Source organism: Stutzerimonas stutzeri (assembly GCF_024448985.1).
Taxonomy (GTDB): domain Bacteria; phylum Pseudomonadota; class Gammaproteobacteria; order Pseudomonadales; family Pseudomonadaceae; genus Stutzerimonas; species Stutzerimonas stutzeri_AP.
The window spans coordinates 249466-264605 of the sequence record NZ_JAMOII010000004.1 but is presented as its reverse complement, the minus strand read 5'-3'; the positions used below and the strand labels follow the sequence as shown (position 1 = coordinate 264605).

Sequence of the window (15140 nt, the reverse complement as noted above, 5' to 3'; positions counted from 1 at the left end):
GGCTGCCCCGAGGCGCTGCAACTGCAGCGCCTTTTTTATATCTGTCGAACCGGTACTTGCGTGTCCTTGACGCGGCTCATGGGCGATGTTGCGAGCGCTCCAGGCTGTCGGTAACCGCAATCAGCAGCTGTGCCGCGCTGATGGGTTTGTGTAGCCAGGTGATGCCGGTATCTGTATCGCTCTGCTCGAACCGACTGGCCGCCGTTATCACGATGATCGGCAGGGCCTGCGTGTTGGGGTTGGCGCGTACCTCGTCGATCAGCTCGCGTCCGCTTCCGTCGGGCAGGTGCCAGTCGAGTGTCATTGCCTCGTAGCGTACACCGGCGAGTTTGCTTCGTGCTGTGTGCAGACTTTGCACGCGATCAACTGCATAACCGGCATCGCGCAGCATCAGATGCAGCAGTCGACCGGTGTCCGGTTCGTCTTCGATTACCAGCAGCCGTGGTTGGCCCTGATCCACTGTTGAGGTGGCCGATTCGAGTACCGGCAATTCGCACCAGAAGGTTGTACCTTGACCTTGCTCGGTGTCGAAGCCGACCCGGCCGCCCATGCGCTCGATGAATTCCTTGGTAATGGTGAGCCCTAGGCCGGTACCGCCTCTCTGGCGACTGTCGGAAGCGTCTGCCTGGGCGAACTTCTCGAATACACGGTTCTGGAAGCTCGGTGGGATCCCCGGCCCCTGATCCGTGACATTGATGCGAACCTGGCCGGCTTCGGTCAGATTGCAGTGCAGGGTTACTTCGCCTCCTTCCGGGGTGTATTTGATCGCATTCGACAGAAAGTTGGTCAGCACCTGTTGCAGACGCAATCCATCGACCCAGACGTTGACCTTAGGGGCATCGCGTAATACGCAGTTCACGCCGAAATGAGCGGCAAAGGCCTGATTGCTGGCCAGGGCCTCTTCTAGCAGCCGGCACAGCGAGTGCTCGCGCATGTCGAAGGTCATCTTGCCTGCCGTGATCTTTTCCATGTCCAGCAGATCGTTGATCAGATGACCCAGGCGCAGGCTGTTGCGATGAGCGATCTCCAGCATCTGCACCATGCCCGGTGGAACGTCGCCCAGTGCGCCGCCGGTCACCAGGCCTAGGGCGCCGCTGATGGAGGTCAGCGGGGTGCGCAGCTCATGGCTTACGGTCGAGACGAATTCGTCCTTCATCTGCTCGATGCGTTTGTGTTCGGTCAGGTCCATCGTGGTGCCGCTGATGCGCAGCGGTTGACCGTTTCGGTCGCGTTGGATGTAGCCCCGGATCAAGACCGGAACCAGCTTGCCGTTCTTGTGCTGGAAACGCAGTTCGGTGGTGAAGTGATCGACCGCCGAGAGCATGGTCTGCGCCAGCCGTTTTTTTGCCGGAAGCAGGTCGTCAGGTGCCATGGCCCTTTCCCAAAGCTTCAGATCCGAATGCAGTTCGCCGGGACGATAGCCGAGCATGTGCCAGGCGCGTGGCGAGGCATAGAAGGTGCCGGCCTCCAGATTCAGATCCCAGAGCCCGTCGTTGCTGCCTTTGAGGGCAAGGCTCAGGCGCTCTTCGCTGAGCTGAAGGGCGCGTTTGTTCTCGCGGATATGTTCGGTCATCTGCCGGGCTAGCGCTTCGGCACGGCTGCGTCTGAGCGATAGCGAGGAGGTCAGGAAGAACAACAGCACGCTGAAGCCAAGGCCGAGCCCGATCACCAGCGCATCGTTGCCATGAAAGAAGGCATCGAACTCCGGCAGGCTTTGCAGATTCAGGGTCCATGTTTGCCCATACAGGTCCAGCCGCAGGGTCTGGCTGTATCGTGAGGCTTCGGCAGGCGGCAGATTGCGGCTGGCAAAAATGAGCTGCTCGGCCTGTTCTTGCGGGCCAGCATAGATGCGCAGACTGATGTTCGGATCGGCCACGCCGAGAATCCCGCGCATCAGGTCGTCCATCCGATAGGGACTGTAGACAAATCCACGCAGCGCCTGCATCCGCTTTTCCGGCGAATCGATGAGGACACCCTGACGGTACACCGGGACATACATCAGTACCCCGGCCTGCACCTCGCCATGGGTTTCCTGCCGCAGCTTGACCTTTCCGGTTAGCCGCGTCTGTCCCGTTTCGGCGGCTGTCGACATGGCCTGCCAGCGTACCGGTTCGGAGGACATGTCATAGCCGAATGCGGCGAGGTTGCGGTCAGCGAAGGGCTCGAGGTAGACGATGGGCGTATAAAGCGGCCGCTCCCCTGGCGGATGAATTTCATACTCGGCGAAACCTTCCTGACGAACGCCTTGAATATGGGCCGCGCGCTGCTCGGGCAGCACCGCCTTGGCGAAGCCTACGCCCTGGATGCCAGGATAGCGCTCGGCCAGTTGCAGACGTTCGTTGTAGAGGCGCCACTGCTCGCGTGAAATATCGCCGTTGCTGTCGAACAGGGCGGCGGCACCCAGCAGGATCTGCTCATGGTTGCTCAGCCGCTTGCCGATGGCTTCGGCGGTCTTTTCCGCCAGAAACTCGAATTGGGTGATGGCAGCGCGCGTTTCATTGCTGCGCAAGTGTTGCAGGATGACCAGCTGCACGAGCAGCGTGAACACCAGAACAAGCCAGGCAGCGCTGTTTCGCCAATTGAAGAATTGCCGCACCCCGGTGAGGGGCGCGCTGTTTCCGGTTGCGGTTGCGCTCATGCTATCGCTGCCGTGCGTTCAGAGGCGAATCGAGCGAGAGGTTACTGCATGGGCCCGTCTACCTGACAGCCTTCCCCTGCATCTCGCAACATGTCGGCTGCAGCTTACCCGTTGCGATGGCGTCATGCCATAACGCTCCGTCAGCCAGCTTCGGCGGCCCTTTTCCACGACGGCGGATCTCAGCGTGCGCCTGGCTCTTGCAGTCCGTCCAGGTAGTGACCGCCGCCTAACTGGCGAACCTGTTGGCGAATCCAGCCGGCACGCTGCCGGACGTGCGGACCGGGACGCCCGGCGTTCCACTCGCGCGGGTTGGGCAGCACGGCGGCCAGCTGGCTGGCCTGGGCGGCTGAGAGATTTGCAGCGCCAATCCCGAAATGATGCTGCGCAGCCGCTTCGGCGCCGAATATTCCGTCGCCCCATTCAACGCTATTCAGATAGATCTCCAGGATTCGCTCTTTCGACCACAGCAGCTCGATCCATCCGGTGAACCAGACCTCGAAGCCCTTGCGCACCCAGCTTCGCCCGGACCAGAGAAACAGATTCTTGGCCACCTGCTGGCTCAGCGTGCTGGCGCCGCGCAGCGAGCCGCCGCGCTCGTTATGCGCAAGTGCGGAGCGGATCGCTTCGACATCGAACCCCCAATGGTCAGCGAATTTCTGGTCCTCGGCAGCGATGACCGCCATCTTCAGATTGTCCGGCAAAGCAGTCCAGGGCCGCCAGGTGCGCTGCAAGTCGATGCTCTGGCCGCCCTCCCGCCAGGATTCCAGCTTGCGCTCGAACATGAGCGCGGTGAACGGCGGAGGAACCCAGCGCAGCACGAGGACCAGCAGCACGGACAGCGCGGCTAGCCAGAGCAACAGTTTGATGAGTCGGCGCAGCAGGGCTCGGAACATGTGGACATAGTCGCAACCAGAGGGAACGGGCATTATAGCGACCGCCATACACCCTGACCGGAAGCTGCCGAATGATTCGCGCCTATCTCCTGACTGCCGCCTTTTTTGGACTGACCGGTGTGGCGCTGGGCGCCTTCGCCGCGCATGGCTTGAAATCCCGCCTCGGCGCCGACTACCTCGCGGTATTCCAGACTGGCGTGCAGTACCAGCTGATTCACGCCCTGGCGTTGTTCGGGGTTGCGCTGCTCGCCCTGCATGCGCCGAGCCGCCTGCTGACTGCCGCGGGCGGTTTTTTCTCGCTCGGTGTCCTGTTGTTCTCCGGCAGTCTTTACCTGTTGACACTGACTGGCATGAGCAAGCTGGGCATCATCACGCCTATCGGCGGGACGGCATTTCTAGCGGGATGGCTCTGCTTGATGCTTGCAGCCTGGAATCTTCGCGGCTGAAAAACGGCCTTGTGATGGCAGATGAATGGCGGCGCTTGGCGCCTTGGTGCGCCGGGTTGATCGGGCTAGAATGCGGGCCCCTTGGCTATGGTGGCGATCACTATGCACATTCAGTTGAACGGCGAGCGCTACGAGCTCCCTGACGGTCAGTCGGTGGCCGATCTGCTGCAACGCCTGGAACTGACTGGGCGTCGGTTGGCGGTCGAGCTCAATCGCGACATCGTGCCGCGCAGCCAGCATGCCGCGACGGTCTTGGTCGAAGGTGATCAGGTCGAAGTCGTGCATGCCATTGGTGGCGGCTGACGAGCCCGCCTTGATATTCCCGGACGTCGCCCGTGCAGCGGCGTATTTCTCGCTTCATTAAGTCTGAACAGGATGGTCCCATGAGCCCAGTTCCGCACGACAAACCCTTTACGCTCGCAGGCCGCACCTATCAGTCGCGCTTGCTGGTGGGCACCGGCAAATACAAGGATCTCGACGAGACACGCGCCGCCATCGAGGCGTCCGGCGCTGAGATCGTCACCGTCGCGGTGCGCCGCACCAACATCGGCCAGAACCCGGGCGAGCCCAATCTGCTCGACGTCATCTCGCCGGATCGCTACACAATTCTGCCGAACACCGCCGGTTGCTATGACGCCGACGAGGCCGTGCGTACCTGCCGCCTGGCCCGCGAACTGCTGGACGGCCACAAGCTGGTCAAGCTGGAAGTATTGGCCGACCAGAAGACGTTGTTCCCCAACGTCATCGAAACCCTCAAGGCTGCCGAAGTGCTGGTCAAGGACGGCTTCGATGTGATGGTTTACACCAGCGACGATCCGATCATCGCGCGCCAACTGGCTGAGATCGGCTGCATTGCGGTGATGCCGCTGGCCGGGCTGATCGGCACTGGCCTTGGCATCTGCAACCCCTATAACCTGCGCATCATCCTCGAGGAAGCCAAGGTGCCGGTGCTGGTCGATGCCGGCGTCGGTACGGCGTCCGATGCGACCATCGCCATGGAGCTGGGCTGCGAGGCGGTGCTGATGAACAGCGCCATCGCCCATGCGCAGAATCCGGTGCTGATGGCTGAAGCCATGAAGTACGCGATTGACGCCGGGCGGCTGGCCTATCTGGCCGGACGCATGCCGAAGAAGCTGTATGCCAGCGCCTCTTCGCCCCTGGAAGGTCTGATCCGCTAATCCCCCCGTACTCCGCCGCGCACTTGCCTGATCGCGCGGCTTCTCTCCGCAGGTTCGTTCATGAGTGACACTTCTACCCCGGCCGACGGCCAACGGCGCATGCGCACCATCAAAAGCTTCGTGATGCGTGCCGGTCGTATGACCGAGGGCCAGCAGCGCGGTCTGGACCAGGGTTGGCCGCGATTCGGCCTGGAGTTGGCCGATGGTCCGCGCGATTTCGACCAGGTCTTCGGTCGTCAGGCGCCACGCACCTTTGAAATCGGTTTCGGCATGGGCCACTCGACACTGGAAATGGCGGCAGCTGCGCCTGAGCAGGATTTCATTGGGGTCGAGGTGCATTCGCCGGGCGTCGGCGCTCTGCTAAACGGGCTCCTGTCACAAAACCTGAATAACGTGCGGGTCTACAGTTGCGATGCGCTGGAAGTCCTGCGTGAATGCGTGCCCGACGCGACCCTGGACCGGGTACTGCTGTTTTTCCCCGACCCTTGGCATAAAAGCCGCCACCACAAGCGGCGCATCGTCCAGCCGGCATTCGCCGAATTGGTGCGGCAAAAGCTGAAGGTTGGTGGCGTCCTGCATATGGCAACCGATTGGCAAGCCTATGCCGAGCACATGCTCGAAGTCATGAGCGTCGCGCCTGGCTATCGCAACCAGGCGGCAAACGGGCAATACGTCGAGCGCCCACAGGAGCGCCCGACAACCAAGTTCGAGCGACGCGGTGAGCGCCTGGGCCATGGAGTCTGGGATCTCAAGTTCGAACGCATCGGCTGACCGCCAATACTAGAGCCGTATCAAACGGCCCACGGAAGAACTGACAAGAACGCAACGCCAGGAAGGCTCGATCTCCCCCAACACCTCATGAGAGCCCTGCCTGCTGGCAGAGGCCGTTACATGCGGCGCACCCGTTGCGCAGCAAGGAGCAAAGCGATGTACAGAAAATTCGGAATTCTGCTGCTGGCGGCCTGTGCCAGCCAGGCCCAGGCCAAGGTGGACGAGGCCCAGGCCGCCCGACTGGGTCAGGACCTTACCCCGCTGGGTGCTGAACGCGCCGCCAACGCCGCCGGCACGATTCCGGCCTGGACCGGTGGAGTCCAGGCGCCCGACAGCTACTCCGCCGGGATGCACCATCCTGATCCTTTCGCCGCTGATCCGGTGCTTTACCGGGTCGACAGCAGCAATGTCGCCGAATATGCCGCACTGCTGCCGGAAGGCCTCCGTGCGCTGGTCGAGCGGTATCCGGACTTTCATCTACGCGTGTTCCCATCACGCCGCAGCGCCTCGGCGCCACAGCGTATCTATGACGAGACGCGTGCCAATGCCGTCTCTGCCGAGCTGATCGCCAACGGCAACGGAATCAAGGGCGCCGCGTCCGGCATCCCCTTCCCGATACCGCAGGACGGTATGGAAGTGATCTGGAACCACGTCTTGCACTACAAAGGTGAGCAGACCCACATGGTCAATAACCAGGCCGTGGTGATCAACGGCAGGGCCAACCTCATCAAGCGGGACCGGCACATTTACTACGTCTACAACCGCGATGGTATGGATCAGGCGCAGTTGGACAACACGCTGCTCTATTACAAATACCGGGTCACCGCGCCTGCGAAGCTCTCCGGCACCTCGCTGGTCCTGCAGGACCCGTTGGATCAGGTGCTGGCGATCCGCAAGGCCTGGCGTTACAGTCCAAGCGACCGGCGCGTACGGCGCCTGCCTTCGCTGGCCTACGACTCGCTGCAGCCGGACACCAGCGGCTTGGCTACCGCTGACGTGGTCGATTCCTTCAACGGTGCGCCGGATCGCTATGAGTGGAAGCTGGTTGGCAAGCGCGAGATGCTGGTGCCGTACAACAGCTATGCGGTTCACCAACAAGGCATCCCCTACGATTCGATCGTTGGCGCGCGCACCCTGAACCCCGAACTGCTGCGCTACGAACAGCATCGCGTATGGATCGTCGAAGCGACCCTGCGCAAGGGCTTCAGCCATCCGTACGACAAGCGCCGGTTCTACATCGATGAAGATAGCTGGCAGATTCTGGCGGTGGATCTGTTCGACGAGAATGCTGAGTTGATCGGGCTGCAGGAAAGTCATCCGATCAGCTATTACGAAGTACCGATGTTCGCCAGCACGCTGGAGACGCTGTATCACCTCAAGGACGGTAACTACTTCGTAGACGGATTGGACAACAACGAGCCGATGTACGATTTCGACGTCAGGCTCAGCCCTCGGGACTTCTCGCCGGCGGCGTTGAGGCGAGGGGGGAATTAATAAAACGAGGGGTTTTTTAAAGGCGTTGGGTTTTCGTGGGCCACAACGCTTATCCCGGCTGAGCTATGGGTTGCGCCTTGTACGGCGCGTCACTTTTTCTTGTGTGGCCAAGAAAAAGTAACCAAAAAGAAGGCCACCCCTGCATCCGGGTTTTGCTTCGCAAAACTTCCCTCGCTCAGGCGTTGCTCCGGGGGCGTCGCGAAGGGCCATCCATGGCCCATCACTCCTCGCTCGGCCTCCTGGAGGGGAAGGGAGTCCGAGTCGTTTGGAGGTTGGTTTGAGGTCGGCTTGCTTTTAGAAGCACAGACTGTCAGGCAACACGAAACGCCCCTTTTAGAAGGCCGAGTGTTGCTGTGTAGGAGAGCGAGCGGCATGGATGCCGCGAGAGGCGTAAAGGGTCGGGGCCGCCATCGGTATGGATGGCCCCCTTGTACGCCGGCCCCCGGAGCAGCGATGGAGCGAGGAAACCCCGGCGCACCCAGGGCCGGATGAAGGGGCAAGCGGTTTTGGTTACTTTTTCCGCGACTGTAAAAAAAGTGACTCGCCCAGCAGGGCGAAACCCGTGCGTTCAGGCAACTTGATAAGCCTGAGAAAACACGGTGTTTCAGCAAATTCCGGTGGCGGCTAACACCTAATTCCGATCAGCCACCACCCCAATGATGAACAGCACCAGAATCAACACCGGCGCCAGCGTGTAATTGTTGAACTGCGCCAGCCCCTTGGCCAGCCAAGGACTCAGATAGATGATGCCGAGTCCATAAACCACAGCACAGAACACCACGAAAGCCAACGTCCGCAGAACGAAATTCAACCCGCCGATATTCCTCTGCACCCAGGCGTTAAGCGCCGGCCCGAACAGCACGAACAGCGTGGCCATGATCGCCAAGGAAATATCGAACAGATGACCGCGGCTCCAGCGCGAGAGGGTGGCGATTAGGTCGAGTACAAGATCCATCAAGGGTCCTTAGGGCAGAAAGAGTTGCAGCAGGTCGTTGAGAAACAGCTGGCCTTTGGTCGTCGCTACTAGGCGCTGCGAGTCAGCGACCAGCAGGCTGCGGGCTTCGGCTTCGCGGCGGGCTTCGGCGAGCTGCCCCAGCGGTAAACCGGTGCGCTGAGTGAACAACAGGGCGGGCGCGCCGTCAGTGAGGCGCAGCACATTCATCAGGAATTCGAAGGGCAACTCCTCGGCCTTCAGCTGCTTTTCACCAGCACGAAGGCGTTTGGCCGGGTCCAGATAGTCCTTAGGCAGGCGGGTTTTCCAGCTGCGCAGGATGCGCCCGTCGGGCCGGCTGATCTTACCGTGGGCGCCCGCGCCGAGGCCGAGGAAGTCACCGAAGGTCCAGTAGTTGAGGTTGTGCCGCGCCTGGCGTCCGGGTTGGGCGTAGGCTGAGGTTTCGTATTGGGCGTAGCCCTGTTCGGCGAGCAGCGCCTGGCCAGCTTCCTGGATGTCCCAGAGGGTATCGTCCTCGGGCAGTTGCGGCGGTCTGCTCCAGAATTCGGTGTTCGGCTCGACGGTGAGCTGGTACCAGGACAGGTGCGTCGGCTGTTGGGCAATGGCGGTGCGCAGGTCGCTCAGGGCATCTTCCAGACTCTGCTCGGGCAAGCCATGCATCAGGTCCAGGTTGAAGTTGTCGAAACCGGCGGCGCGCGCCATGTCGGCGGCACGGATGGCTTCGTCGCCATCATGGATGCGACCCAGGGCCTTCAACTTGGCGGGCTGGAAGCTCTGTACACCGATGGAAAGGCGATTGATCCCGAGACGGCGGTAATCGCGAAACTTGGCCTGCTCGAAGGTGCCCGGGTTAGCTTCCAGGGTAATTTCGATGTCCTCGGCAAAGCCGACGCGATGCTCCAGCCCTTCGAGAATCCTGCCCAGCGCCTGGGCGGAAAACAGGCTGGGCGTGCCTCCGCCGAAGAAGATCGAGCTGAGTCGCCGGCCTTGGACCTGATCGAAATCCTCCTCGAGATCGGCTAGCAGCGCCGCGACATATTCATCCTCGGGCAACTGCGGCCCGGCAGCGTGGGAGTTGAAGTCGCAGTACGGGCACTTGCGCACGCACCAGGGGATATGGATGTAGGCCGCCAAGGGCGGCAACTCGAAGCTGGAAGCTGAAAGCTGGGAGTTATCCGTGCGTCGGCTTCCAGCTTCCAGCTTTGAACTTCCAGCTCCGCTCATTCAATTCCCAGCCGCGCTTTGAGCGACGCCATGGCCCGTGCGCGGTGGCTGAGCCGGTTCTTGTCGAGGGGCGTCAGTTCAGCGCTGGAGCAGTGGCGTTCGGGCACCCAGAACAGCGGGTCGTAGCCGAAGCCCTGCTCGCCACGCGCTTCATGCAGGATGCGGCCATGCCAGAGGCCTTCGCAGATGATTGGCAGCGGGTCGTCGGCATGCCTGACCAGCGCCAAGGCACAGACGAACTGTGCGCCGCGCTCGGCGTCAGGGACCTCTTTCAGGGCGTCCAGCAATTTGGCATTGTTTGCCGCATCGCCCTGACCGTCGGCATAGCGCGCCGAGTAGATACCCGGTGCGCCGCCGAGATGATCGACTGCAAGGCCCGAGTCGTCGGCCAGCGCCGGCAGGCCGGACACCCGTGCGGCGTTGCGCGCCTTGAGGATGGCGTTCTCGATGAACGACAGGCCGGTTTCTTCCGGTTCCACATCGCTGAATTCGCCCACCGAATGCACGCGCACGGCGTCGCCCAGCATGGCCTGGAGTTCTTTGAGTTTGCCGGCATTGTGGCTGGCCAGCACCAGTTCTTTGAAGGGCATCATTCGTCAGGGAAGAATTCTTGGTTGAAGGTAAAGCTGATCGGGTCGGCCCCCATGGGCTGCACGGTCAGGGCGAAGCGCAGCGTCTCGCGCGAGTCGAATGGGAACTGGGCCAGGTAGTAGATGGCTTCGTCACCTTCTTTGAGTTGCTTGAACGTCAGTGGCCGGTCCTGGCCCAGGAGGTTCTTGACCGTGCCGCTGACCAGCGCCATTGTCGGCTTGCCGGTCTTGAGCACCGAGATATTGACCACACCTTGGGTTTTGCTGCGCACCAGGCCGGCCGCCGCCGCGATGTCCGGCTGCAGGAAGCCGGAATTGAAGGCGATGTGGTGAATGTCGTATTCGCCAAAGCTGTGCTTGCGCTCGGCCCAGGCCGGTAACGTCAGCAGCAGGGCCAGCAGGCCGATGAGGCTGCGTTTCATGGTGTTCCCTCCATCATTGAAGCGGGTCATCTGTTCGGTCCGGTGACACGGTAAATACCGATTTCGCCGATCAGGTTCGGCCACAGGCGGCTGCCCCAGCCATGCTTGTGGTGACGGTCGACCGCGAGTCGTTCGAGGACTCGCGCGCCGCGCTCCTGACACAGTCGCTCGAAATCCTCGAAGGTGCAGAAGTGGATGTTGGGCGTGTTGTACCAGGTGTACGGCAGGAACTCCGAGACCGGCATGCGCCCCTTGCTTGCCAGATACCAGCGGCAACGCCAGTGGCCGAAGTTGGGGAAGGTGATGATGCACTCGCGACCCACGCGCAGCATTTCCTTCATCAGCACGTCGGGATAATGAACGGCTTGCAGGGCCTGGGTCATCACCACCATGTCGAAGCTGTCGCTGGCGAAGTTGCCCAGGCCTTTGTCGAGGTCCTGTTCGATGACGTTTACGCCTTTCTCAACGCAGGCGGCGATGTTGTCCGGGTCGATTTCCAGGCCATAGCCGCTGACCTGCTTGTGGTCGCGCAGCCAGGCCAGCAGGTCGCCGTTGCCGCAGCCGAGGTCAAGCACCCGGCTTCCGGCGGGAATCCAGTCTTGGATGATTTCCAGATCGGCGCGCATGTCGGTTCCTTATACGGCGATGCGGTTCATGTAACCGCGGAAGGCTTGCAGATAACGTGGGATCGGAATCAGAAACGCGTCATGGCCTTGCGGTGCGTCGATTTCCAGATAACAGACGTTCTTGCGTGCCGCCATCAGGGCGTTGACAATTTCCTGCGAGCGTTCCGGCGAGAAGCGCCAGTCGGTGGTGAAGGACATCACGCAGAAATCGGCCTGGGCGCCTGACAACGTCGCAGCCAAATCATCATCATGCGCGGCGGCCGGATCGAAGTAATCCAGCGCCTTGGTCATCAGCAGGTAGGTGTTGGCATCGAATCGGCCCGAGAATTCCTCGCCTTGGTAGCGCAGGTAGCTCTCGACCTGGAATTCCACACTGTTGAAGTCGTAGTTGAGCTTTTCGCTCTTGAGCCCGCGCCCGAACTTGGTGCCCATGGCGTCATCGGATAGGTAAGTGATGTGGCCGACCATGCGCGCCAGCATCAGCCCACGCTTGGGAATCACGTTCTGTTCCTGAAAATGGCCACCGTGAAACTCCGGGTCGGAGAGGATGGCCTGACGCGCCACTTCATTGAACGCGATGTTCTGTGCGGACAGCTTGGGTGCCGAGGCGATCGCCACGCAGTGACGAATCCGCTTGGGGTAGCTGATGCTCCACTGCAGCGCCTGCATGCCGCCGAGGCTGCCGCCGACCACCGCGGCCCATTGCTCGACGCCCAGCACATCGGCCAGGCGCGCCTGACTGTTGACCCAGTCCTCCACGGTCACTACCGGGAAATCGGCGCCGTAGGGCTTGCCGCTCAGCGGATTGGGGCTGCTCGGCCCCGTCGAACCGTTGCAACCGCCGAGGTTGTTCAGGCTGACGACAAAGAAGCGATTGGTGTCGATGGCCTTGCCGGGCCCGATGCATGAATCCCACCAGCCCGGCTTGCGATCGTCCACGCTGTGGTAACCGGCGGCGTGGTGATGGCCGGAGAGGGCATGGCAGATCAGTACGGCATTGCTGCGCGCGGCGTTCAGTTCACCGTAGGTTTCGTAGATCAGTTGGTAATCGGCCAAGGTGCGGCCGCAAGCGAGCACCAGTGGTTCGGCGAAATGCGCGACCTGCGGGCTCACCAGACCAACGGAATCGGCTGGTATGTCAGTGGGCATCGAGCCTGGCTCTTGCGAAAAGAAGGCGGCAAAGTCTAAAGGTAAGCGCGCTTCAATTCATCCTCAATCGCAACGCCACTCAACCCGGAATGGCGCTGGTCAGGCTGACGACCTTGCTCTGGCGTCTGATCGGCGCCGGGCGGCGCAGCAATCGCAACATCTCTGCCGCCTGGGCCAGTTGCTGCTCCAGCTCGAGGATGTACCGTGCGAGCAGTCGACCACGCTGGCTGGCCTGCTGGCCGTCCTGTGCCAGGCTCTTGAGGCGCAGCATGTGGGCTTCGAGCTGTTGCTTATGTTCCAGCGAGTGTTGCATCAGCGGCATCAGGGCTTCGCTAGCCCAGTGTTCGGCCTCTTGGCGCAGGCGTTGGTGCAGCCCGATAACCTCCTGCACCAGCGTGGCAAAGAAGCGTCGCGTCAGGGTGCGCTGTTCGGTGAGCAGCGTCTTGAGTTGCAGGCGGAACTGATCGGCCTTGTTCTGTAAGCCCTTCAGCTCCTGCTGATAAGGGGCCAGGCGGAACAGTGGGGCATCCAGACCATGCAGCGGGTTTGCCTCGTTGTGACGGCGATAGATCGCCGTCACCATTTTGTTCGCCAGCGCAGCTTCCTGCTCAAGGGCGCTCAGGTCCTGCTCCACCGAGCGGAAGAAGTGCAGGATGCTGAGATTGATACCGAGGGTCGTCAGGCTACCGGTCAGGCTGCGGCGCAGGCGTGCCAGGTGTTCTTCCAGGCGCTCCGCGCGCACGGTGCCGCGTAACAAGTCGCCTTGACGTTGCAGCAAGTGCTGGTTGGTCTTCAGCTGGAGCAGGCGTTTGTGGTGCTGGTTATGGTCGTGACGGGTACGGGCGGTGAGTTCCAGGAGGAGCTGACCGTTATCCTGACGATGATTGTCGAGCAGTTCGCTCTGTTCGCGAACTTTGGCCAGGCGCTGGGTCAGTATCTGCTGGCTGTTATGCAGCAGGGCGAGGACCTGACGGACCACTTGCTGCTCCAGCAGGTGCTCCTTTTGCGCGAGGATACGTTCGCAGAGTAAGTGCTCCAGCGTCGCTAGCCGGCTGCGCTCCAGCAATGCCTGGTCGTCGCGGATCTTGGCCAGCAGCGCCTGCTTGGCCGAGAGTGGTAGCACGTCCTCAACAGCGATACCCAGTTGCTGGGCGGTGCTGATCTGTATCTGCCGAATCGCATCCTCGACGAAGGTGTTGCCGGAGACGTCGTCCCAGAGGATGTCAATTTTGTTGAGCACGGCGAACAGGCGATTGCGCTTGCTGTCATCGAGCTGACTGATGTGCTGCTGCCAGATACCCATATCGCTGGCGGTGACGCCTGCGTCGGCCGACAGCAGAAAGATCACGGCCTGCGCATTCGGCAGCATCGACAGGGTGAGTTCTGGCTCGCTGCCCAGGGCATTGAGGCCCGGGGTATCGAGAATGCGCAAACCTTGGCGCAACAGCGGATGGTCGAAGTTGACCATGGCGTGCCGCCAGGCCGGCACCATCACTTCGCCGGCAACCTCCGAGTCCTCCAGTGAGTTAGGATGGAAGCCGAGCTGAATGGCGTGCTCGACGGGCATCGATTTGGTCGAGGCGACCTGGCTGAACGCTTCCACCATGGCGTCCGGGTCGTCCGGATCCAGTGCAATACTTTGCCAGAAGCGCGGCGTACGCTTGAGCTGGGCGATGCTGTTATCGTCCAGGCGCGACTCGATCGGCAGCAGGCGGATATAGGACCGCTCCGCGCGTGGATCGAAGAACAACTCGGTCGGGCACATGGTGGTACGGCCGGCACGCGAAGGCAGGATGCGCTGGCCGTATCCCGAGAAAAACAGACTGTTGATCAGCTCGGTCTTGCCGCGAGAGAACTCGCCGACGAAGGCCAAGGTGATGTGGTCGGTGCGCAGCAGCTTCAGCGCACGCTCCAATCTGGAGTCGACCGCCTCCGAGGTGAGGCGGTTGTGAGCGAGCCAAGTGCGGTAGCGAGTGATCTCGCGGACCAGATCGCGCTTCCAGTTGACGTAAGCATCCACCTGTCGGTCGAGTCGTTCCATGATCGTCGTGCTTCCAGAAAGTCGTGATCTGGCGATTATCCCAGCAGGCCGGTATAGGTCAATCGAGCCGCTGTGAACTGACGCTCAAAGGCCGTATGAGGCGATTGAGCGGTTGCGCCTCAGATCAGCGAGCGGAGAATGTTGGGCATATGCGTCATCATCGCCAGGTTGTTGATTACTAGCATGTCGATCAGCTTAATCGCGAGAAACGCGAAAATTGGCGAAATATCCAAGCCGCCGAGGTTGGGCAGCAGGCGGCGGAAGGGGGCGAGCGCCGGTTCGACGATCTGGCTGACCAGTTGCGCGCCGGGGTTGTGGCTGCCGGGCGCTACCCAGGACAGGATCACGCTGATGATCATGGCGTAGAAGAATATGTTGAGAAACAGTCCGGTGACGCCAATGATCGCCCAAACCAGCAGCTGCAGCGGGTTACCGATAGTGCCGTAGGCCAGCATCAGGACTGCGGCCATCAGCAGAACTTGAACCACGATGGCCAGCACCAGCGAGGATAGGTCGAGCCCGCCGACGCTGGGGATCACCCGGCGTAAAGGCTTCAGCAGCGGGTGCGTAGCGCGCACGATGAACTGGCTCAGTGGATTGTAGAAATCAGCTCGGACCAACTGCAAAATGAAGCGCAACAGAACGATCAGCAGGTAAAGGCTGCCGAGCGTCTGGACGATCAGGATCAGGGCTTGCGAGAGTTGCGACATGAAGGC

General features: G+C 61.4%; 15 protein-coding genes. 5 read left to right on the top strand and 10 right to left on the bottom strand.

Translation table 11 applies throughout. From position 1 onward, the window contains the following. Positions 1 to 76 precede the first annotated feature (76 nt). Positions 77 to 2638 (bottom strand): hybrid sensor histidine kinase/response regulator, encoded by a 2562-nt coding sequence (locus tag NA647_RS08465; RefSeq protein ID WP_256057275.1) that lies wholly within the window; start codon positions 2636 to 2638, stop codon positions 77 to 79. A 179-nt stretch (positions 2639 to 2817) separates the two neighbouring features. Beyond that, complete coding sequence (gene mtgA / locus NA647_RS08460) at positions 2818 to 3531, bottom strand: monofunctional biosynthetic peptidoglycan transglycosylase (protein ID WP_256057303.1); 714 nt, start codon at positions 3529 to 3531, stop codon at positions 2818 to 2820. A 71-nt stretch (positions 3532 to 3602) separates the two neighbouring features. Here mtgA and NA647_RS08455 point away from each other — a divergent pair, with 71 nt between their 5' ends. The 5 genes from NA647_RS08455 (at position 3603) to NA647_RS08435 (ending at position 7420) form a co-directional block, all read left to right on the top strand. Continuing rightward, positions 3603 to 3977, top strand: coding sequence for a DUF423 domain-containing protein (locus NA647_RS08455; RefSeq protein ID WP_256057274.1), 375 nt, complete (start codon positions 3603 to 3605; stop codon positions 3975 to 3977). A gap of 102 nt (positions 3978 to 4079) precedes the next feature. Continuing rightward, the gene (gene thiS, locus NA647_RS08450) at positions 4080 to 4280 is read left to right on the top strand and encodes a sulfur carrier protein ThiS (protein WP_222909791.1); all 201 of its coding nucleotides are present in this window, start codon (positions 4080 to 4082) and stop codon (positions 4278 to 4280) included. Between the two features lie 80 nt (positions 4281 to 4360). Further along, positions 4361 to 5155, top strand: coding sequence for a thiazole synthase (locus NA647_RS08445; protein WP_256047344.1), 795 nt, complete (start codon positions 4361 to 4363; stop codon positions 5153 to 5155). 60 nt (positions 5156 to 5215) lie between these two features. Then, a complete protein-coding gene (gene trmB / locus NA647_RS08440; RefSeq protein WP_272889605.1) occupies positions 5216 to 5926 on the top strand; it encodes a tRNA (guanosine(46)-N7)-methyltransferase TrmB in 711 nt (236 codons plus the stop codon). Positions 5927 to 6082: 156 nt separating this feature from the next. Continuing rightward, positions 6083 to 7420, top strand: a complete 1338-nt coding sequence (locus NA647_RS08435; RefSeq protein ID WP_256057273.1) for a DUF1329 domain-containing protein — start codon at positions 6083 to 6085, stop codon at positions 7418 to 7420. Between the two features lie 631 nt (positions 7421 to 8051). Here the strand turns inward: NA647_RS08435 and NA647_RS08430 are convergent. From NA647_RS08430 to NA647_RS08395, 8 genes are all read right to left on the bottom strand, one after another. Next, positions 8052 to 8375 carry a DUF3392 domain-containing protein gene (locus tag NA647_RS08430; RefSeq protein WP_256047346.1) on the bottom strand — a complete coding sequence of 108 codons (324 nt, stop codon included), beginning with the start codon at positions 8373 to 8375 and terminating at the stop codon, positions 8052 to 8054. A gap of 9 nt (positions 8376 to 8384) precedes the next feature. Next, complete coding sequence (gene hemW / locus NA647_RS08425; RefSeq protein ID WP_256057272.1) at positions 8385 to 9596, bottom strand: radical SAM family heme chaperone HemW; 1212 nt, start codon at positions 9594 to 9596, stop codon at positions 8385 to 8387. Continuing rightward, positions 9593 to 10189 (bottom strand): RdgB/HAM1 family non-canonical purine NTP pyrophosphatase, encoded by a 597-nt coding sequence (gene rdgB / locus NA647_RS08420; protein ID WP_256057271.1) that lies wholly within the window; start codon positions 10187 to 10189, stop codon positions 9593 to 9595. The genes hemW and rdgB overlap by 4 nt, the downstream gene beginning before the upstream one ends. After that, positions 10186 to 10608, bottom strand: coding sequence for a DUF4426 domain-containing protein (locus tag NA647_RS08415; protein ID WP_256057270.1), 423 nt, complete (start codon positions 10606 to 10608; stop codon positions 10186 to 10188). Before NA647_RS08415 ends, rdgB begins: the two co-directional genes overlap by 4 nt. A gap of 26 nt (positions 10609 to 10634) precedes the next feature. Further along, positions 10635 to 11234 carry a methionine biosynthesis protein MetW gene (metW, locus tag NA647_RS08410; RefSeq protein ID WP_256057269.1) on the bottom strand — a complete coding sequence of 200 codons (600 nt, stop codon included), beginning with the start codon at positions 11232 to 11234 and terminating at the stop codon, positions 10635 to 10637. Positions 11235 to 11243: 9 nt separating this feature from the next. Continuing rightward, positions 11244 to 12383 (bottom strand): homoserine O-succinyltransferase MetX, encoded by a 1140-nt coding sequence (gene metX / locus NA647_RS08405; protein ID WP_256057268.1) that lies wholly within the window; start codon positions 12381 to 12383, stop codon positions 11244 to 11246. Positions 12384 to 12462: 79 nt separating this feature from the next. Then, on the bottom strand, positions 12463 to 14424 hold the full coding sequence (locus NA647_RS08400; RefSeq protein WP_256057267.1) for a dynamin-like GTPase family protein: 1962 nt from the start codon (positions 14422 to 14424) through the stop codon (positions 12463 to 12465). Between the two features lie 119 nt (positions 14425 to 14543). Then, positions 14544 to 15134 carry a YggT family protein gene (locus NA647_RS08395; RefSeq protein WP_256057266.1) on the bottom strand — a complete coding sequence of 197 codons (591 nt, stop codon included), beginning with the start codon at positions 15132 to 15134 and terminating at the stop codon, positions 14544 to 14546. Positions 15135 to 15140: the final 6 nt, after the last annotated feature.